At 64.0% G+C, this 17,936-nt stretch carries 16 protein-coding genes; 4 read left to right on the top strand and 12 right to left on the bottom strand.

All coding sequences use genetic code 11. The features are described 5' to 3' along the window. Positions 1-10: 10 nt before the first annotated feature. The 4 genes from RT131_RS02130 to RT131_RS02115 all read right to left on the bottom strand — a co-directional run bounded on the left by RT131_RS02130 (position 11) and on the right by RT131_RS02115 (position 3,249). Positions 11-553: an adenine phosphoribosyltransferase gene (locus tag RT131_RS02130; protein ID WP_296246299.1), complete on the bottom strand. Its 543-nt coding sequence runs from the start codon at positions 551-553 to the stop codon at positions 11-13. Between the two features lie 14 nt (positions 554-567). After that, positions 568-2,130 (bottom strand): YdiU family protein, encoded by a 1,563-nt coding sequence (locus RT131_RS02125; protein WP_313169810.1) that lies wholly within the window; start codon positions 2,128-2,130, stop codon positions 568-570. Positions 2,131-2,181: 51 nt separating this feature from the next. Continuing rightward, on the bottom strand, positions 2,182-2,874 hold the full coding sequence (locus RT131_RS02120; RefSeq protein WP_313170218.1) for a glutathione S-transferase: 693 nt from the start codon (positions 2,872-2,874) through the stop codon (positions 2,182-2,184). Positions 2,875-3,039: 165 nt separating this feature from the next. Continuing rightward, the gene (locus RT131_RS02115; RefSeq protein ID WP_054659637.1) at positions 3,040-3,249 is read right to left on the bottom strand and encodes a cold-shock protein; all 210 of its coding nucleotides are present in this window, start codon (positions 3,247-3,249) and stop codon (positions 3,040-3,042) included. Between the two features lie 309 nt (positions 3,250-3,558). Between RT131_RS02115 and RT131_RS02110 the strand changes: the two genes are divergently transcribed. Next, on the top strand, positions 3,559-4,032 hold the full coding sequence (locus RT131_RS02110) for a YaiI/YqxD family protein (protein ID WP_313169808.1): 474 nt from the start codon (positions 3,559-3,561) through the stop codon (positions 4,030-4,032). A 3-nt stretch (positions 4,033-4,035) separates the two neighbouring features. Here the strand turns inward: RT131_RS02110 and RT131_RS02105 are convergent, their stop codons facing one another. Beyond that, complete coding sequence (locus tag RT131_RS02105) at positions 4,036-4,905, bottom strand: pseudouridine synthase (protein ID WP_313169807.1); 870 nt, start codon at positions 4,903-4,905, stop codon at positions 4,036-4,038. 63 nt (positions 4,906-4,968) lie between these two features. Between RT131_RS02105 and RT131_RS02100 the strand changes: the two genes are divergently transcribed. The 3 genes from RT131_RS02100 to RT131_RS02090 all read left to right on the top strand — a co-directional run bounded on the left by RT131_RS02100 (position 4,969) and on the right by RT131_RS02090 (position 8,977). After that, entirely contained in the window at positions 4,969-5,517 is a 549-nt protein-coding gene (locus RT131_RS02100; protein WP_313169806.1) for a YaeQ family protein, read from the top strand. Positions 5,518-5,523: 6 nt separating this feature from the next. Next, a complete protein-coding gene (locus RT131_RS02095) occupies positions 5,524-6,714 on the top strand; it encodes an NAD(P)/FAD-dependent oxidoreductase (RefSeq protein WP_313169804.1) in 1,191 nt (396 codons plus the stop codon). Between the two features lie 193 nt (positions 6,715-6,907). Continuing rightward, positions 6,908-8,977 (top strand): EAL domain-containing protein, encoded by a 2,070-nt coding sequence (locus RT131_RS02090; RefSeq protein WP_313169802.1) that lies wholly within the window; start codon positions 6,908-6,910, stop codon positions 8,975-8,977. 231 nt (positions 8,978-9,208) lie between these two features. On the opposite strand, the gene fabV is transcribed toward RT131_RS02090, so the two are convergent. The 7 genes from fabV to RT131_RS02055 form a co-directional block, all read right to left on the bottom strand. Further along, the gene (gene fabV, locus RT131_RS02085) at positions 9,209-10,468 is read right to left on the bottom strand and encodes an enoyl-ACP reductase FabV (RefSeq protein ID WP_313169800.1); all 1,260 of its coding nucleotides are present in this window, start codon (positions 10,466-10,468) and stop codon (positions 9,209-9,211) included. A gap of 189 nt (positions 10,469-10,657) precedes the next feature. Continuing rightward, a complete protein-coding gene (gene secF / locus RT131_RS02080) occupies positions 10,658-11,626 on the bottom strand; it encodes a protein translocase subunit SecF (RefSeq protein WP_313169799.1) in 969 nt (322 codons plus the stop codon). A gap of 61 nt (positions 11,627-11,687) precedes the next feature. Beyond that, the gene (secD, locus tag RT131_RS02075; RefSeq protein ID WP_313169797.1) at positions 11,688-13,532 is read right to left on the bottom strand and encodes a protein translocase subunit SecD; all 1,845 of its coding nucleotides are present in this window, start codon (positions 13,530-13,532) and stop codon (positions 11,688-11,690) included. 57 nt (positions 13,533-13,589) lie between these two features. Next, positions 13,590-13,919 (bottom strand): preprotein translocase subunit YajC, encoded by a 330-nt coding sequence (yajC, locus tag RT131_RS02070; RefSeq protein WP_282271731.1) that lies wholly within the window; start codon positions 13,917-13,919, stop codon positions 13,590-13,592. A gap of 126 nt (positions 13,920-14,045) precedes the next feature. Beyond that, a complete protein-coding gene (gene tgt / locus RT131_RS02065) occupies positions 14,046-15,185 on the bottom strand; it encodes a tRNA guanosine(34) transglycosylase Tgt (protein WP_282271735.1) in 1,140 nt (379 codons plus the stop codon). Positions 15,186-15,258: 73 nt separating this feature from the next. After that, positions 15,259-16,260: an ABC transporter ATP-binding protein gene (locus RT131_RS02060; RefSeq protein WP_313169795.1), complete on the bottom strand. Its 1,002-nt coding sequence runs from the start codon at positions 16,258-16,260 to the stop codon at positions 15,259-15,261. Beyond that, complete coding sequence (locus tag RT131_RS02055) at positions 16,250-17,902, bottom strand: iron ABC transporter permease (protein ID WP_313169793.1); 1,653 nt, start codon at positions 17,900-17,902, stop codon at positions 16,250-16,252. Before RT131_RS02055 ends, RT131_RS02060 begins: the two co-directional genes overlap by 11 nt. Positions 17,903-17,936 lie beyond the last annotated feature (34 nt).

Below are 17,936 nucleotides of genomic sequence, written 5' to 3'. Positions count from 1 at the left end.
GATCAGGTATTCAGTAAACCAGGGTTGCGGCCAGCGGCAAACCATCAGGCCAGCGCTCACGGCCACCGAGGCCATCCAGCTCCACCAACACCGCGCCACCAACAACCTGCGCCTCAAGCTGCGCAGCCAACTGCAAGGCGGCAAGCAAGGTGCCGCCGGTGGCCAGCACGTCATCGACCAGCAGCACGCGCGCGCCCGGCGGGGTTGCGCCGACGCTGACTTCGATGCGATCGGTGCCGTATTCCAGCGCGTATTCCTGCTTCAGGGTCGCGCCCGGCAGCTTGCCCGGCTTGCGCACCGGTACGAAACCCACGCCCAGTTCCAGCGCCAACGCGGTGCCCAGAATGAAGCCGCGTGCCTCCACGCCCAGCACCGCATGCAAGCCGGCGTCACGCCACGGCTCGGCCATGGCCTGCACGGCGGCACGGAAGCAGGCGCCGTCACCCAGCAGCGGGATGATGTCCTTGAACAGGATGCCGGGCTTGGGGAAATCAGCGATGTCGCGGATCGGGCGCGACCATTCGGGGTATGCAGGAGAAGTCATATCAGTCATTCGTGGAGAGGTGCTCAGGAGCTGCACGACAGCATCGAGCAGCCGGCGCGGTCACGCGCCCATTCCGGGCGCTTGCCGGCAAACGCCTCGCGCCCGGCTTGTTCGTCGTAAGGATGCCGCATCACGTCCAGCAAGTCCGTGATTCCGGCCAGATCGCCTTGTTCGGCACGGTCGATGGCCTGCTGAGCCAGCCAGTTGCGCAGCACGTACTTGGGGTTCGCAGCCTGCATGGCATCAAGGCGCTGTTGCGGCGACTGCCCTGCGCCCTGGACCCGCGCGGCGTAGCGCTGCAGCCAGTCGGTCAGTGCCGGCAGCACCTGCTCGCGGGCAGCCGGCGAGTAGAAGGCCTGCTCCAGCGGGTCAATCTCCGGCGCGTCGATATCAATGGACGCCAAGGCGCGGAACGCCAGCGTCATGTCCATCTCGCCTTCCTGCAGCAGCCGCTGGAACTGCGCCATCAGCTCGGCGTCGCCGTCGCGAAATTCGCCCAGGCCAAGCTTGGCGACCAGATGCGCACGCTCTTCGGCTTCATAGCGCTGACGGAAGCCATCCAATCCGGTCTGCAGCGGTGCCACCTCCGCAAACAGTGGCGACAGCGCCTGCGCCAATCGCACCAGATTCCAGTACGCCACCTGCATCTGCGTGCCAAAGCGATAGCGGCGGCCCTGCGCATCGGTGGTATTCGGTGTCCAGTCCGGATCGTAGTCCTCGACCCAGCCGTAAGGGCCGTAATCCAAGGTCAAACCCAGAACGGACATATTGTCGGTATTCATCACGCCGTGCACGAAGCCGACCCGCATCCACTGCGCCACCATCACCGCGGTGCGCGTGCAGACCTGTGCAAACCAGTCGGCGTACAGCGCCTCGCCACTGCCCTGCAGTTCAGGGAAATCACGGGCGATGCAGAACTCGACCAGTTGTCGCAGCAGCGTGACATCGCCACGCGCCGACGGCAGCTCGAATGTGCCGAAGCGGATGAACGACGGCGCGACCCGGCACACCACGGCGCCGGGCTCGGCCTGCGGATGGCCGTCGTAGAACATGTCACGTACCACCGTATCGCCGGTAGCAACCAGGCTCAGCGCACGGGTAGTGGGCACACCGAGATGATGCATGGCTTCGGAGCACAGGAACTCGCGCAGTGACGAACGCAGCACCGCTCGGCCATCGGCGCCGCGCGAATACGGAGTCGGGCCAGCACCTTTGAGCTGCAGTTCCCAGCGTTTTCCGCCGGCCAGCAATTCGCCCAAGGAGATGGCTCGGCCATCGCCGAGCTGCCCAGCCCAATGGCCGAACTGATGGCCGCCGTAATTGGCCGCCCACGGCTGCATGCCGGTGAACAAGGCATTGCCGCCGAAGACCTCGGCAAATTCAGGGCTGGCAACGACGGTTGTGTCAAAGCCAAGCAGCTCTGCGACTTCGGCCGAGTACGCCAGCAGGTGTGGCGCAGCCACCGGCGTCGGCATCACCGCCGACCAGGCAGCACCCAGCACCTCACGGCGCCGTGCGCCGGTTTCGGGGTCGCCGGGCAGCTCACGCTGGAAGCGGTTGTCAAACTGTGGGTGCGTGTCGTTCATCATCTGAAAGTGGGGGCTGGCAGGCCCTGCCGCAAGCTCGGACCGCCTTGCTCAGCGAGTGCCGCCAATAAGATCCAGCGCCCCGCCGCGCTGCTCGGCGCGCCGATAGGCAGGCCGTTCTTTGATGCGCGCGAGGAAAGCCTGCAGTTTCGGGTAATCGCTCATGGGTCCGGCGCGGACTGCCGCCGCCTGGACCGGAAAACTCATCTGGATATCCGCCGCACTGAAGCGTTCGCCGGCAAACCAGGTGGACTGTGCCAAGGCCTGCTCCATCCAGTCCAGGTGCAGACGCAGCTGCGGGCTGATGAAGCTTTTCATCACCTTGTCGACGATGCCGTGGGCGATTGGCTTGGCGAAAAAAGGCATCGGTGCCTTGCGGACTTTCGCAAATACCAGGCTCATCACCAGCGGTGGCATCGCAGAGCCTTCGGCGTAGTGCATCCAGTAGTGGTATTGCAGACGCTCTGGCGCCTCCACTGGCAGGGGCTGCGGCGACAGACGGCGCTGCAGGTCATAACGGTCGGCCAGGTACTCGAGGATGGCCCCGGATTCGGCCAGGATCAGCGTCCCGTCCTGCAGTACCGGCGACTTGCCGAGCGGATGCACCTTGCGCAGCTCCGGCGGTGCCAGCCAGGTCTTGGGGTCACGCTTGTAACTGACCACGTCGTAGGCCAGGCCCAGCTCTTCCAGCATCCACAGCACGCGCTGCGAACGTGATTGTTCCAGATGGTGCACGGTGATCATCGCTGGCTCCAGCGTCATTCAATCGGTATCAAGATCTGATCCTAGCCAACACTCGCGCAACGCAGCGTCAGTGCGAGGCGATGCCCGACGCGAAAACACAAACAAAAACGCCGGAAGCTTTCGCTTCCGGCGTTCCAAGCAACCTTACGGTAGCAAGGGGGTCGATTAGACCGCCTGCACCTGGTCAGCCTGCATACCCTTCTGGCCCTGCACGGCGACGAAAGTCACCTTCTGGCCTTCCTGCAGCGACTTGAAGCCGTTGCCCTGGATGGCGCGGAAATGCACGAACAGGTCCGGGCCGCTTTCCGGGGTGATGAAGCCGAAGCCCTTGGCGTCGTTGAACCACTTGACAGTGCCGGTCTGACGATCAGACATGTACTAACTCCTGAAACATAAGTTGAAATAATCGCAGCCACCGGAGATCGGGGCCGAGACTGAGTTGCAGGCGTTGGTAAAGCGGATCGATGAGCCGATCAAGAAGATCAACTGCATCAGGCCACGATTCACGGTGACCCTTGCAAGCACAGTGGGATGGACAATACGCCGCTTTGTTCCAAAAAGCGATATTTGCCGTATTCAGAAACCCAATTTGATTCAGTTCGTCGATTAAGTGGCTGAAATTAGTCAATTTTCTGACGATAGCCAACCAACAGCAAAGTCGGCAAATCCAATAGACTGCGCGGCATGAGCCATGAAGACGCCGTTTCCGCCACCCGAATCTGGGTGGACGCCGATGCCTGCCCCGTAGTGATCAAGGAAATCCTGTTCCGGGCCGCCGAACGGGCCAGGATCGAAACCATCCTGGTTGCCAATCAATGGCTGCGCACCCCGCCTTCTCGCTTCATCCGCGCCATGCAGGTGGCGGGCGGGCCAGATGTCGCCGACGATGCCATCGCCGAACGGGTCAACGCCGGTGATCTGGTCGTCACCCAGGACATTCCGCTGGCCGCACGCGTCCTGGAAAAGCGTGCCGTCGCCCTGAATCCGCGCGGTGAACTTTACACCACCAACACCATTGCCGAGCGCCTATCGGTCCGCAACTTCATGGAAGAACTGCGCGCTGCCGGCGTACAGACCGGCGGTCCGGCAACCCTGCATGCACGTGATCGCCAGGCCTTTGCCGCGCAACTGGATCGCTGGCTGGCACAGCGCGGTTGAAACTCACCCCAACTCACGCGCACTGCGGAACTCCCGCCGCTGGCCGCTGAGGGGGTCGATGAAGGCCAGGCGGCGCGCTAACAGTTGCAGCGGATGGCGATAGTCGTCCGCGGCGCGCTCCAGCACCTGCGGGTAATACTCGTCGCCGATGATCGGCGCGCCCAGTGCAGCCATATGCACGCGCAACTGATGCTTGCGCCCACTGACCGGCTCCAGCCCATAGCGCCACACCTCGCCGCGCCGCGCGATGACATCGATCCGGCTCAGCGCATTGGCCTGGCCTGCCTGCTCAGCCATGCGGAAGAACGGCTCGCCACGGGCGATACGGCTGCTCCGCTGCAACGGGAACACGTGTCCGTGCAGCGCCGGCGCCAAGGCCTCGTAGCCCTTGTCGATGCGGCGTTCGGCAAACAAACGCTGATAGCTGCCGCGTGTCCCGGGATTGCAGGAGAACAACACAAGCCCCGCGGTGCCGCGGTCAATCCGGTGCAGCGGCACCAGATCGCGATTTCCGGTACGTGCAACCAGCCGCGCCAGCAGCGTCTGGCGTACAAACCGGCCGGCCGGAGTGACCGCCAGGAAATGCGGTTTGTCGGCCACCAGCAGATCATCATCCTGATGGAGGATCTGCTCGGCGAACGGCACTTCGGGTTCGTCGGCGACCTCCCGGAAGTACTGGATCTCCTGCCCCGCCCGCCACGGCTGGGTCGGCAGCAGCGGCTGGCCGTCGCTGTCCAGCACCCTTCCCCGCGCGAACCGGTCCAGCCAAAGTGCTGGTGGTATCGCCGGAAACCGCGCGCACAGCCCGTCCAACAGGCTGGTCCATGGGCCTGGCGCGAGTTGCAGACGGCTGGGCAGTTCAGGCTCGAACACGTTGGGGCGGGTCGGTTGCGGGGACAGGCATTATGATGGGCGGTCTTTGTACCCGGTATTCCCATGGCCCTCACCGCCACCATCCGCAAGGCCGAGCTGCAGATCAGCGACATGGACCGCGGCTACTACGCGACCCATAACCTGACCCTGGCCCAACATCCCTCTGAAACCGACGAGCGCCTGATGGTGCGCCTGCTCGCTTTCGCCCTCAATGCAGAGGATAGGCTGGAGTTCGGCAAGGGCCTGAGCAGCGAGGACGAGCCGGATCTGTGGCAGCTGGACTACACCGGCGACATCGAGCAGTGGATCGACCTGGGCCACCCGGACGAATCGCGCGTGCGCAAGGCCTGCAACCGCAGCCGCCGCGTACAGGTCGTCAACTACGGCGGCAATGCCTCCGATATCTGGTGGCAGAAACAGGGCAAGCACCTGGCCCGCTTCAACAACCTGTCGGTCGTCGACCTGCCTGCCGCGTTCGTCGAACGCTGGGGCGAGCAGGTGCAGCGGGCGATGCGCTGGAGCGTATTGATCCAGGATGGCGAAGTGCAGCTGCTCAATGATCACACCCAGCTGGATGTGATCCCGGTCTGGCGCAAGCGCCCGGCGGAGTAAGCAGTAGTGGCTGACAAGGTAATCCGCTGCGACGTACTGGTGATCGGCGCTGGCGCCGCGGGGCTGATGTGCGCGCTCACCGCCGGCCAGCGCGGCCGCATCGTGCAGGTGATCGATCATGCCAACAAGGTTGGCAAGAAGATCCTGATGTCCGGCGGCGGCCGCTGCAACTTCACCAATACCGGCACCACCGCCGCCAACTTCATTTCCACCAACCCGCATTTCTGCAAATCGGCATTGGCGCGTTATACGCCAGGCGATTTCATCGAGATGGTCGAACGCCACGGCATTGCCTATCACGAGAAGGAGCTGGGTCAGTTGTTCTGCGACATCTCCTCCAAGCAGATCGTGAAGATGCTGCTGGACGAATGTTCCGATGCCGGTGTGCAGATCCGCACCGACTGCGGTGTGCAGCAGATCGAGCGTGGCGCCGACGGCTTCCACGTGCGCACCGCCCAGGGGCAATTCCACAGTGCCTCGGTGGTGATCGCCACCGGCGGGCTGTCGATCCCGAGCATGGGTGCCAGCGGCTTCGGCTACGAGGTGGCACGCAATTTCGGCCACGCACTGCTGCCAACGCGTGCCGGGCTGGTGCCGCTGACCCTGAGCGGCACCCACCAGGAGCGCTTCGCCGAGCTCAGTGGCGTTGCGCTGCCGGTGGAGGCGCGCTGCAACGGCAAGAGCTTCCGTAACTCCATGCTGATCACCCATCGCGGCGTCAGCGGCCCGGCGATCCTGCAGATCTCCTCGTACTGGCAGCCGGGCAATGACCTGCGGCTCGACCTGCTGCCCGATCACGATGCCGCTGAATGGCTGCGGCAGATGAAACGCGAGCGCGGCGCCTCCGAGCTGCGCACCGTGCTGTCCGAGGTGATGCCGCGCCGACTGGCATTGCGCCTGTGCGAGCAATGGCTCAAGGACAAGCCCATGCGCCAGTTCGACGAGCCGGAACTCAAGGCCGCCGCCAGCCTGTTGTCGGACTTCCCGTTGGTCGCCAGCGGCACCGAAGGCTATCGCACCGCCGAAGTCACCCTGGGCGGGGTGGATACCCGCAAGGTGTCTTCGGCGACGATGGAATCGCAGCTGGTGCCGGGCCTGCACTTCGTCGGCGAGGTTCTGGACGTGACCGGCTGGCTGGGCGGCTACAACTTCCAATGGGCGTGGGCCTCGGGACGCGCGGCGGGGATGGCGGCGTAAGCGGCCGCGATGCGACATGGCATCCGCCGGGCCACACCTTGCGCCCTGCGGATGTACATCCGGGCCCGCACCGATAACGTCCTGATGCCCGCGTTGCGACTACACTCATGGGAGTGCGTCACAGGCAAACGACCTACGCATAGACGCCACTGCCGTGCATCGTGTATTAAACCCCGTCCCCCGGGAGTCCTGAATGCAGAACGCCAAAGACATCACCTTGCGCTTGCTGATCGTTGACGACAGCGCGGAAAGCGCCGAGGCCATCGTCAGCACCTTGCGCAACAGCGGCATTGCCGTGCGTCCGTCGCGGCCGCAAAGCCCCGACGAACTGGGCCAGGCACTGAGCCAGCCCATCGATCTGGTGCTGGCGGCCAACTCTTACGCTATCCCGCAGTTGCTGCTGACCCAGCAGGTCGCGGCCAGTGGCAAGGACATTCCAATGATCCTGCTGACCGACAGCATCGATGCACAGATGCTGCTGGATTCGGCCGCCAACGGCATCCGCGCCATCGCGCTGCGGCAGCAGCCGGACCACCTGTTGTCGGTGGTGCAGACCGAATGGACCGATCTGCAGGCGCGTCGCGGGCTGCGCCGGATCGAGGCGCAGATGCGCGAGACCGAGCGCCGCTGCGATGCGCTGATCTCGTCCTCGCGCGACCCCATCGCCTACATCCACGAAGGCATGCACATCCGCGCCAACGAAGCCTATCTGGACATGTTCGGATTTGAATCCTTCGAGGACGTGGAAGGCATCTCGCTGCTGGACATGGTTGCACCGCAGCATGTGGAGAACTTCAAGCAGCTGCTGAAGTCACTGAGCAAGGGCGAAGCGCCGCCGCCGCAGTACGAAGTGGACGCGCGCAACCAGGACGGCGACACCTTCCCGGCGACGATGGAGTTCACCGCCGCCACCTATGAAGGCGAGAGCTGCTTCCAGATCGTGTTCCGCCGCCGCGAGGAGTTCGACCCGGAGCTGGCCCGCGAAGTGGAGGCCCTGCGCCAGCGCGACCAGGTCACCGGCCTGCTCAACCGTCCGACCTTCATGGTGCAGTTGGAGAACGCCGTCGCCCAGGTCGGCCGCAGCGATGGCCAGTATGGCTTCCTGCTGGTCGAACCGGATCACTATGCGCGCCTGCTACCGGATATCGGCCTGGATTCGGCCGATGCGCTGATTGCCGCACTCGGCCAGAAGCTGGCCCAGGCCATTGGCGAGGACGCGCAGCTGGCGCGCTTCGGCGAGCACAACTTCGCCCTGCTCACGGAGGGTGACTACGCACACACAGCGCAGATGGCAGAACGGGTCCGCAGCGCATTTGCCTCCTCGGTTTTCAGCATTGGCGAGCGCTCGGCCACCGTTACGGTCAGCATCGGCGGTGTACAGGTAGGCGAGAAGATCGCCAGCGTTGGCCAGGTGTTGAACCGCGCCAACGACTGCGCGCGCGCTGCCATCGAGCTGGGCGGCAATACCTTCAAGGTATTCGACCCGGGCGCGGCCGACCGCGTCGAGGAAGAGCGCATCCAGAGCTGGGTGCAGCGCATCCGCCAGGCGGTGGCCGGCGATGGCTTCCATCTGCGTTTCCGCCCGGTGTTGAACCTGATGGGCGAGCCGATCCAGCTGTACGACACCTCGCTGCAGATGGAGAACAACGGCGAAATGGTCGGCCCAGCGACCTTCCTGCCGATCGCGCAGGAACACGAACTGCTGGCCCCCATCAACCGCTGGGTGGTGGCCAATGCCATCCGCGCGTTGGGCGAGCGCCGTCGCGCCGGCCACCGAACCCACCTGATGGTGCGCATCACACCGGAGTCATTCTCCGATCCGGAGTTGCTGTCGGTGATCCGGACCGGTCTGCTGGCCGAAGGCGTGGAAGGCGCGCAGCTATGGCTGCAGATTCCCGAGGCTAAGGTCTTCACGCACCTGCGCAATGCGCAGCAATTCCTCAGCGATGTCACGGTACTGGGCTGCAAGGTAGGCCTGGAACAGTTTGGCTCCGGACTGGATTCGTTCCAGTTGCTTGCCCATTTCCAGCCCGGCTTCCTCAAGCTGGACAGCGCGTTCACCGCTGATCCGGCGCAGGCCAAGGAGCAGTTGGAGAAGACCCAGGAAATCACCACCAAGGCACAGTCTGCGGGCATCTTGACCATTGCCGAGTTCGTCGCCGATGCCTCGACGATGAGCTTGTTGTTCAGTGCCGGCGTGGATTACGTGGAAGGGGATTTTGTCGGCCCGCCGACGGCTGAAATGGATTTTGAGTTTGGTTGATGGCTTGCTGTGGGCCGCTTGTTTGCGCCAAGAGCTGCCCTCACCCCAACCCCTCTCCCGCTTGCGGGAGAGGGGCTAGCAATGCTCTCGCTCGCAGTGCACTGAGCCCCTCTCCCGCAAGCGGGAGAGGGGTTGGGGTGAGGGGAAGCTTCTGGCTAGAAATGCAAAAAAAATGCAAAAAAAGAAGGCCGCGCAACGCGCGGCCTTCTCACAACTACGAAACCAGCAAACTCAGACCTCGACAATCCCCGGAATGGCCACATCCGGATTCACATCAGCTTCGTAATCCACGCCGTCGATGCCAAACCCGAACAGGCGCAGGAAGTCCGCCTTGTAGCCGGCCAGATCGCTGATCTCGTACAGGTTCTCATTGGTCACCTGCGGCCACAGCTCCAACACCTTGCCCTGCACTTCCGGTGCCATTTCCTTGTAGTCCGCGCGCAGACGACCTTCGCCGTCCACCAGCGCGATTTCACGGCCCTGCGTGTCCTGCAACTGCTGGCGAATGTGGTCAGCTGCGTTGGCGCCGCCCTGCGGGCCGTTGTACAGAATGTCGTACAGGGTATCGAGCTGCTCGATGCAGCCTTCGTGCGTACCCTGTTCCTTCATCACCTTGAACAACAGCGACAGGTACAACGGCATCGTCGGGATCGCCGAGCTGGCCTGGGTCACCACGGCTTTCAACACCGAGACGCGTGCATCACCGCCAAGGCCCTGCAACTTGTCACGGATCGCCAGCACCTTGGCATCCAGGTCCTTCTTGGCAGCACCGATCGAACCATTCCAGTAAATGGCCTGGGTGATCTCTTCGCCGACATAGGTGAACGCGGTGGTGGTGGCACCCGGTGCCAGCACGCCGGCCTCAAGCAGCGCGTCGATCCACATCTGCCAGTCTTCGCCACCCATGACCTGCACGGTGCCGGCGATTTCCTCGGCCGTTGCCGGCTGCAGCGTGGTCTCGGTCAGCACTTCCTTGTCGGTGTCCAGGCCACGCAAGGTGATCGGCGCGCCGATCGGCTTGAGCGTGGAGCTGATGATCTCGCCGGTCTTGGGGTGCTTGCGACGCGGTGCGGCGAGGCTGTAGACCACCTGGTCGACCTGGCCCAGGTCAGCCTTGATGATCTCGATGACCTTCTGCTTCACCTCGTCGGAGAACGCATCGCCATTGACGCTGCGCGCATACAGGCCGGCCTGGTGTGCGTACTTCTCGAACGCGGCGGTGTTGTACCAACCCGCGGTGCCCGGCTTGGTCTCGCTGCCCGGACGCTCAAAGAACACGCCCAGGGTAGCGGCATCGCTGCCGAACGCCGCCTTGATGCGCGCGGCCAAGCCGTAGCCAGTGGACGCACCGAGCACCAGCACCTTCTTCGGGCCGTTCGCCAGCTTGGGCTGGGCCTTGATGTAATCGATCTGTTCCTTGACCGCCGCATCGCAACCAGTCGGATGGGTGGTGACGCAGATGAAGCCGCGCACACGCGGTTTGATGACCATGAAAACCTCGGTTGGCTAAACAGAAGACAGCAGCACAAGCAGTTTGCGCGCTGAACCGGGAGGATCGTAGTGCGCTGCCGCATCGAAAACAACCGACGCCACCGCATGGACCGCCCCGCCCCCGCGCGGATTGCGGGCAAAAGAAAAGCCGCGCAGGGCGCGGCTTTTCAGCAAGGCAGTGCGGGTCCGTCAGGGACGACGGGCCAGCTCTTCCTCGTCCTTGGCCTTGGGCAGCAGATCCTGCTTGCTGACCTTGAACGGACCGATGCTCAGCAGCGGCACGGCCACGATGATCGAGGAGATGACCACGATCACGGCACCCACCATGTGGGTTTCGGCCAGGCCTTCCATCGACTCTCCACCGAACATGTACAGCGCCAGTGCGGACAGGAAGAACAGCACCGCGGTGATCACCGTACGCGACAGCGTCTGGTTGATCGAACGGTTCAGCACTTCCAGCGGCTCCACGCGCAGGCTGCGGAAGTTTTCGCGCACACGGTCGAACACCACGATGATGTCGTTGATGGCAAAACCCATCACCGACAACATACCGGCCAACACGGTCAGGTCGAACTCGCGACCAAGCAGCGACATGTAGGCAACCGTCAGGATCAGGTCGAAGAACGCGGTGATGCTGGCGACGATGGCGAACTTCCATTCGAAGCGGGCCGCGATGTAGATCAGGAAGCCGATGACCATGAACAGCGTGGCGTAGATGCCGTTCATCGCCAGGTCCTTGCCGACCTGCGGGCCAACGAACTCGCCCGGCTGCACGGTAGCGACATTGTCCGCCGCGGTCACCGCAGTACGGACCTTTTCGGCAACCTGCTGCGCGGCATCGGCAGCATTGTTGTGCTCACCATCCGGCGGCAGGCGGATCATCAGGTCATTGCCGCCGCCGACGCTCTGCACCTGGGCATTGTCGAAGCCAGCCTTTTCCAGACGCTCACGCACCGTGTCGGCGTCGATGCTCTTTTCAAAGTGGGTACGCACCACCGTGCCACCGGTGAACTCCAGGGCATAGTTGAAGCCCTTGAAGCCGATGATGGCGAACGAGGCCAGCAGCAACACCACCATGATCGCGAGCACCGGCTTGCGGTGACTCATGAAGTCGATGTTGGTGTCGTTCGGAACGATGTGAAGTGGAAACAGTTTCATGCAAGGAGTTCCTTGGAAAACCCGCACCGGTCAGGTGCGGGCTTCTGCGAAGAGATTCGCGTCAGATGGCCACGGAGGTCAGCTTCTTGCGCTTGGCGTAGATCAGCGTCGCCAGCGCACGCGATACGGTGATCGCAGTGAACATGGAGGCGAAAATACCGATGATCATGGTCAGCGCGAAACCCTTCAGCGGGCCGGTACCGAACGCGTACAGCGCCACACCGACGATCAAGCCAGTGAGGTTGGCGTCGAGGATGGTGCCCGAGGCGCGCTCGTAACCCTCCGCGATCGCCTTCTTCGCAGGCATGCCCAGTCGCAACTCTTCACGGATACGTTCGTTGATCAGCACGTTGGCGTCGACCGACAAGCCGACCGACAAGGCCAGACCCGCGAAGCCCGGCAAGGTCATGGTCGCGCCGAACATCGACATCACCGCCACCACGATCAGCAGGTTGAACAGCAGTGCCACCGAGGTGATCACGCCGAACATGCGGTAGTAGATGGCGAAGAACACCAGGGTGAAGATGAACGAGAACACCACTGCCTTGACGCCGCGATCCACGTTCTCCTTACCCAGGCTCGGGCCGATCACGTATTCCTCGACGAAGTCCATCGGCGCAGCCAGCGAGCCGGCACGCAGCAGCTTGGCCAGACCGTCGGCCTCGGTCTTCTCCAGGCCGGTGGTCTGGAATTCCTTGCCGAACACGCTATTGATGTTGGCGATGGAGATCACTTCTTCCTTGACCCGGAAGCTGCGCTGCTCCACATCGTTGACCATCGTCACCTGCGGAATCCGCTCGGTGTAGACCACGGCCATCGGCTTGCCGACATTGGCGCTGGTGAAATCGAACATGCGCTGGCCGCCGACGCTGTTCAGCGTCACGCTGACCGACGGCAGACCGTTCTGGTCAGTGGAGGTCGCCGCCTTGACCATCTGGTCACCGGTGACGATGGTACGCTTGTTCAACAGCACCGGCATGCCGCGGCGGTCGCGGTAGAGCTTGGCTTCCGGCGGAATGCGGCCGGTGTCCATGGCATCCTGCGCATTGCCATCGACCACCGCGCGGTACTCCAGGGTCGCGGTGGCGCCGATCATGCGCTTGGCTTCGGCCGTGTCCTGCACGCCCGGCAGCTCGACCACGATGCGGTCTTCGCCCTGACGCTGGATGATCGGCTCTGCCACGCCCAATTCGTTGACGCGGTTACGCAGGGTGGTCAGGTTCTGCTCGATGGCGCCGGAGGCGATCTGCAGCATTTCCGCCTGTGGCACGGTGGCGGTGATGCGCTCACCGCTCACCGAGTAACCGAAGGTCGGCTGCGCCTTGGCCAGTGCCGCACGCGCCTTGTCGGCATCGGCAGCATTGGCCAGGACGATGGCGATATCACTTTCGCCGCGACGCTCGACCGAACGGTAGGACACGCGGTTGTCACGCAGGGTGGTACGCACGTCTTCGGTAAAGGCTTCGAAGCGCTTGTCCACTGCGGCCTTCTGGTCCACCTGCAAGGCGAAGTGCACGCCACCGACCAGATCCAGACCCAGCACCATTGGCTTGCCGCCGAGATTGGCCAGCCAGTCCGGCACGGTCGAGGCCAGGTTCAGGGCGACGGTGTAGTTTTCGCCGGCCGTTTCACGCAGCACCTCATTGGCGCGCGACTGGGCGTCCAGCGAAGTCAGGCGGACGATCAGATTGTTCTCGCCCTCCTTCTCCACCGACTTGGCGGTGACACCGGCCTCGCCCAGCGCCTTGTTGACGCGCTCTTTCAGCGCATCATCAATCTGCCCACCCCGGTTTGCGGTGATCTGAACGGACGGATCCTTCTGGTAGATGTTGGGCAGCGCGTACAGCGCGCTGACCGCCAGAACGATCAGAATCAGGAAGTACTTCCAGCGCGGAAATTCAAGCATTGCAGGATCCTGCGCGACGCCGGTGCGGCGTCACGACGTGACGGAAAGGGATCAGTCTCAGGCGGCGTTCTTCAGCGTGCCCTTGGGCAGGACGTTGCCGACCGAGCCCTTCTGCACGCGGATGCGGACGTTGTCGGCCACTTCCACGGTGATGAAGTTGTCGCCGATGTCGGTGACCACGCCGGCGATGCCGCCAGAGGTCAGCACTTCGTCACCCTTGGCGATCTTCTCCAGCATTGCCTTGTGTTCCTTCTGGCGCTTCATCTGCGGGCGGATCATCAGGAAGTACATCACTGCGATCAGCGCGATGGGCAGCAGGAAGGTGCCCATGCCCGGTGCGGCCGGAGCGGCCTGGGCGACGGGGAGCAGGATAGCCATCAGAGTCATTTTGTAATCCTTGATGTTGGGCGGCACCCACACTGGCCGGATGGCCTGCAGCAGTTACCGCGAAACGGGGTCAGCCGTGAAGTATGCCACGCGTCCGGGAGCGCGTCCCGGACCGTGTGAAGACCGCTACTCCCCCGACAACGCCGGGACACTCAGGCCCCGGGCTGCATAGAAGGACTCGCGGAAGGCCAGGAAGGTTCCCGCCTCGATGGCCGCACGCATGTCGGCCATCAGCTTTTCGTAATAGAACAGGTTGTGCAGGGTGCCCAGCATCGGCGCCAGCATCTCGTTGCAGCGGTCCAGATGGCGCAGGTACGAGCGGGTGTAGCCACCGGTGCAGGCATGGCAGCCGCAGCCCGGCTCGATCGGGTTCATGTCCCGCTCGTACTTGGCATTGCGGATGCGAACGGTGCCGAACGAGGTGAAATAATGGCCGTTGCGGGCATTTCGGGTCGGCATGACGCAGTCGAACATGTCCACGCCGCGGGCCACGCCTTCCACCAGGTCCTCCGGGCGGCCAACGCCCATCAGGTAGCGCGGGCGGTCGGCAGGCAGGATCGGATGCATGTGGTCGAGCATGGCGTTGCGCTCGTGCTCGGGCTCGCCCACCGCCAGACCGCCGATCGCATAGCCATCAAAGCCGATCTGCTGCAGGCCTTCGGCCGAGCGGCTGCGCAGCTCGGTGTGCACACCGCCCTGGACGATGCCGAACAGCGCCGCGTCGTTGCCCATGGCGTCATGCGCGTTACGGCTGCGCTGGGCCCAGCGCAGGCTGAGCTCCATCGACTTGCGCGCCACCGGCTCGGTGGCCGGATACGGCGTGCATTCGTCGAAGATCATGACGATGTCCGAATCCAGCACCTTCTGGATCTTCATGCTCTCTTCCGGCCCCAGGAAGACCCGGGCGCCGTCGGTCGGCGAGGCGAAGGTGACGCCTTCTTCGGTGATCTTGCGGCGATGCGCCAGCGAAAACACCTGAAAACCACCCGAATCGGTTAGGATCGGGCCATTCCACTGGCAGAAGCCATGCAGGCCGCCATGGTCGGCGATCACGTCCAGACCCGGGCGCAGGTACAGATGGAAGGTGTTGCCGAGGATGATCTCGGCCCCGAGAGCGCGCACCTGTTCTGGCAGCACGCCCTTGACCGAGCCATAGGTGCCGACCGGCATGAAGGCCGGGGTCTGCACGGTGCCGCGCGGGAAGGACAGCTGGCCGCGGCGGGCGCGGCCATCGGTGTTCTGGAGCTTGAACTGCAATCTGGACATGGAAGCATTGAGGCGTCAGTTGCGCCAATTGTCGCGGATATGGGCCAGCAGGGCGAATTTCAGCCGCACACGCTCAGTCGCCGAAGCGCAGCGGAACCGGATCGTGCCAGGCCAGGCCTACCTCGGCACCAATCTCTGGCAGCGCACCAGGGCCGAAATCCAGTTCCAGCCGCGCTCCATCGAGCAAGCGCACCCAGACGCTGCTGCCCGGTCCGCGGAACACCACGGTCTCGACCTTCGCGCGCACGGCGGCAGCGGGGTCCAGCTGCAGGCTTTGCGGGCGCACCAGCACCCGCCCGCCCCCAACCAGACCCAGTTGCGCCGCCTCGACGACCGTGCCGCGGCCGATGAAGCCGGCCACGAACGCATCCAGCGGCGCCTGGTACAGGGCCTGCGCGGTATCCCATTGCCGCAGGCGACCGCCGTGCATCACACCGATGCGGTCGGCCATGGCAAACGCCTCGCCTTGGTCATGGGTCACCATCAACACTGTGGTGCCGGCCGCCTTGAGCAGGTCGCGCAGCTCGCCGGCGAGCCGCTGGCGGGTATCGACATCCAGGTTCGAGAAGGGCTCGTCCAGCAGCAGCAGATCCGGCGCCGGCGCCAAGGCCCGAGCCAGCGCCACGCGCTGTTGCTGGCCACCGGACAACTCATGCGGGTAGCGCCCCTCCAGGCCAGGCAAGGCCACATACTGCAACAACGCCTGCACCCGCGCCTGGCGCTGCACACGTGGCAGGCCGCGCAGGCCAAAAGCAATGTTCGCCGCCACATCCAGATGCGGAAACAGCGCGTAATCCTGGAACATCATCCCCACCCGGCGCTGCTCTGCCGGCAGCGCCTGGTGCGCCTTGGCCAACTGCCGCCCGGCAAGCACGATGCCGCCCTGCTGCAGGGGTTCGAATCCAGCGATGCTACGCAATACCGTGGTCTTGCCGCAGCCCGATGCTCCCAGCAGACAGCCGATCTCGCCGCGCCCAAGCTGCAGCGACAAGCCCTCCACCACTGGCTTGAAACCACCCGCGACGGGATAGCCGATATGCAGGTCTTCCAGTACCAGCTGTGCGTCAACGTGCATCTTCCACTCCATAAGCCGCACCGGCGCGGGCCAGCAGGATCACTGGCAGCAAGCCGCTGACAACAATCAACAGGGCCGCTACCGCGCCTTCTTCATAGGTCCCGCGTGCCGCCTCGGCATACAGCCAGGTGGCAAGCGTTTCGAAATTCATCGGTCGCAGCACCAGGGTGGCCGACAACTCCTTCATCGTATCGACGAACACCAACAGCGCAGCCGCGGCCAAGGCCGGGCGCAACAATGGCAGGTGTACGCGCCGCAGCATGCCGGTCGCACCCTCGCCCAGATTCGCAGCGGCCTGATCCAGCGACAAGGGAATGCGCGCCAACCCCGATTCGATCCCACCGACCGACACCGCGAGAAAGCGCAACGTGTAAGCCAGTACCAGCACGCTCACCGACCCCATCAACAACAGCCGTGGCTGACTTCCAGCCAGTTCCAGCAAACTGCCCGCCATTGCATCCAATGCGCCAAGCGGCAACAACAAACCGATGGCAAGCACCGTGCCGGGGATCGCATAGCCCAGCACGGCGATGCGGCTGCTGGTGACTGCCAGCGCCCTACGCCGCCGCGACTGCGCCAGACGCAGCGCCCACGCCACCAGCAGACCAAGCACCATCGCCACCACTGTCGCCAGCAACGCAACGCGTAGCGTATTCCACAGCGCGACCAGCAGCTGCGGCGAGATGCCGGCAACCTGCAGCCGTTCCGCCGCCTCCCAAAGCAGATAGGCCGCCGGCACCGCAAAGCCCAGCAACACCGGCAGCAGCCCCAGCAGCAATGCGAGCAAGGCGGGCGCGCCACGCAGTTGCTGCGGCTGCAACGGACGCGGCCGCAGTACGCTGGCATAGCGTTGCCTGCGCCGGCCATAGCGTTCCAGCGTCAACAACAAGGCCACCACAGCGAGCATCGCCAGCGCAATCTGCGCTGCGCCTGCAAGGTCGCCGCGACTTACCCAGGTGGTATAGATCGACACGGTGAGGGTCTGCACGCCGAGGAACTCGGAGGCACCGATGTCATTGAGTGTTTCCAGCAAGGCCAACGCCACGCCCACGGCAATTGCCGGGCGCGCCAACGGCAGCGCCACCCGCCAGAAGACCTGCAGTGGCGTAGCACCCAGGCTGCGCGCTGCCTCCAGCAACCCTGCAGCCTGGGTCATGAACAAGGCGCGGGTAGTCAGATACACATAGGGATAGAGCACGAAGCCCAGCAACACGATGCAGCCTGCCAGATGGCGGATGTCGGGAAGGCGGAACTGACGGGGACTGTCATAGCCCAGCAGGTCGCGGATCAGCCCCTGCACCGGGCCAAGCGGATGCAGCACGTCCAGATACGCGAAGGCCGCGATGTAAGTGGGTACCGCCAAGGGCAGCAACAGCGCCCACGCCAGCATTTTTCGGCCCGGGAACGCAAACGCCGTCACCAGCCATGCACTACCGGTGCCAAGCACGCCGACCAATACACCAACGCCCAGCAACAACAGGCCGGTATTGAGCAGCGCAGTCGGCAACACATTGGCCCATAGATGCGCCCACAGCCCGGCGCTGCCATCGCTCGCTGCCCACGCCAGGCCCAGTACCGGCGCCAACATCAGCACCGCCACCAATACCGCGCCCAGCAGCCAGGGGTTCCATCGCCACGTCATCAAGCACTATCCATCACAAAACAACAGGCCGGCA

It is taken from the genome of Stenotrophomonas sp. (genome assembly GCF_032066555.1).
Lineage (GTDB): Bacteria > Pseudomonadota > Gammaproteobacteria > Xanthomonadales > Xanthomonadaceae > Stenotrophomonas.
The sequence above is the reverse complement of the archived record's forward strand: the minus strand, read 5'-3'. Positions and strand labels throughout refer to the sequence as shown.

Bases quoted from the DNA above. Each gene is read 5' to 3' on its own strand.
- RT131_RS02130 (WP_296246299.1), bottom strand. From the start codon at position 553: ATGACTGATATGACTTCTCCTGCATACCCCGAATGGTCGCGCCCGATC.
- RT131_RS02125 (WP_313169810.1), bottom strand. From the start codon at position 2,130: ATGAACGACACGCACCCACAGTTTGACAACCGCTTCCAGCGTGAGCTG.
- RT131_RS02120 (WP_313170218.1), bottom strand. From the start codon at position 2,874: ATGATCACCGTGCACCATCTGGAACAATCACGTTCGCAGCGCGTGCTG.
- RT131_RS02115 (WP_054659637.1), bottom strand. From the start codon at position 3,249: ATGTCTGATCGTCAGACCGGCACTGTCAAGTGGTTCAACGACGCCAAG.
- RT131_RS02110 (WP_313169808.1), top strand. From the start codon at position 3,559: ATGAGCCATGAAGACGCCGTTTCCGCCACCCGAATCTGGGTGGACGCC.
- RT131_RS02100 (WP_313169806.1), top strand. From the start codon at position 4,969: ATGGCCCTCACCGCCACCATCCGCAAGGCCGAGCTGCAGATCAGCGAC.
- RT131_RS02090 (WP_313169802.1), top strand. From the start codon at position 6,908: ATGCAGAACGCCAAAGACATCACCTTGCGCTTGCTGATCGTTGACGAC.
- fabV (WP_313169800.1), bottom strand. From the start codon at position 10,468: ATGGTCATCAAACCGCGTGTGCGCGGCTTCATCTGCGTCACCACCCAT.
- secF (WP_313169799.1), bottom strand. From the start codon at position 11,626: ATGAAACTGTTTCCACTTCACATCGTTCCGAACGACACCAACATCGAC.
- secD (WP_313169797.1), bottom strand. From the start codon at position 13,532: ATGCTTGAATTTCCGCGCTGGAAGTACTTCCTGATTCTGATCGTTCTG.
- yajC (WP_282271731.1), bottom strand. From the start codon at position 13,919: ATGACTCTGATGGCTATCCTGCTCCCCGTCGCCCAGGCCGCTCCGGCC.
- tgt (WP_282271735.1), bottom strand. From the start codon at position 15,185: ATGTCCAGATTGCAGTTCAAGCTCCAGAACACCGATGGCCGCGCCCGC.
- RT131_RS02060 (WP_313169795.1), bottom strand. From the start codon at position 16,260: ATGCACGTTGACGCACAGCTGGTACTGGAAGACCTGCATATCGGCTAT.
- RT131_RS02055 (WP_313169793.1), bottom strand. From the start codon at position 17,902: ATGACGTGGCGATGGAACCCCTGGCTGCTGGGCGCGGTATTGGTGGCG.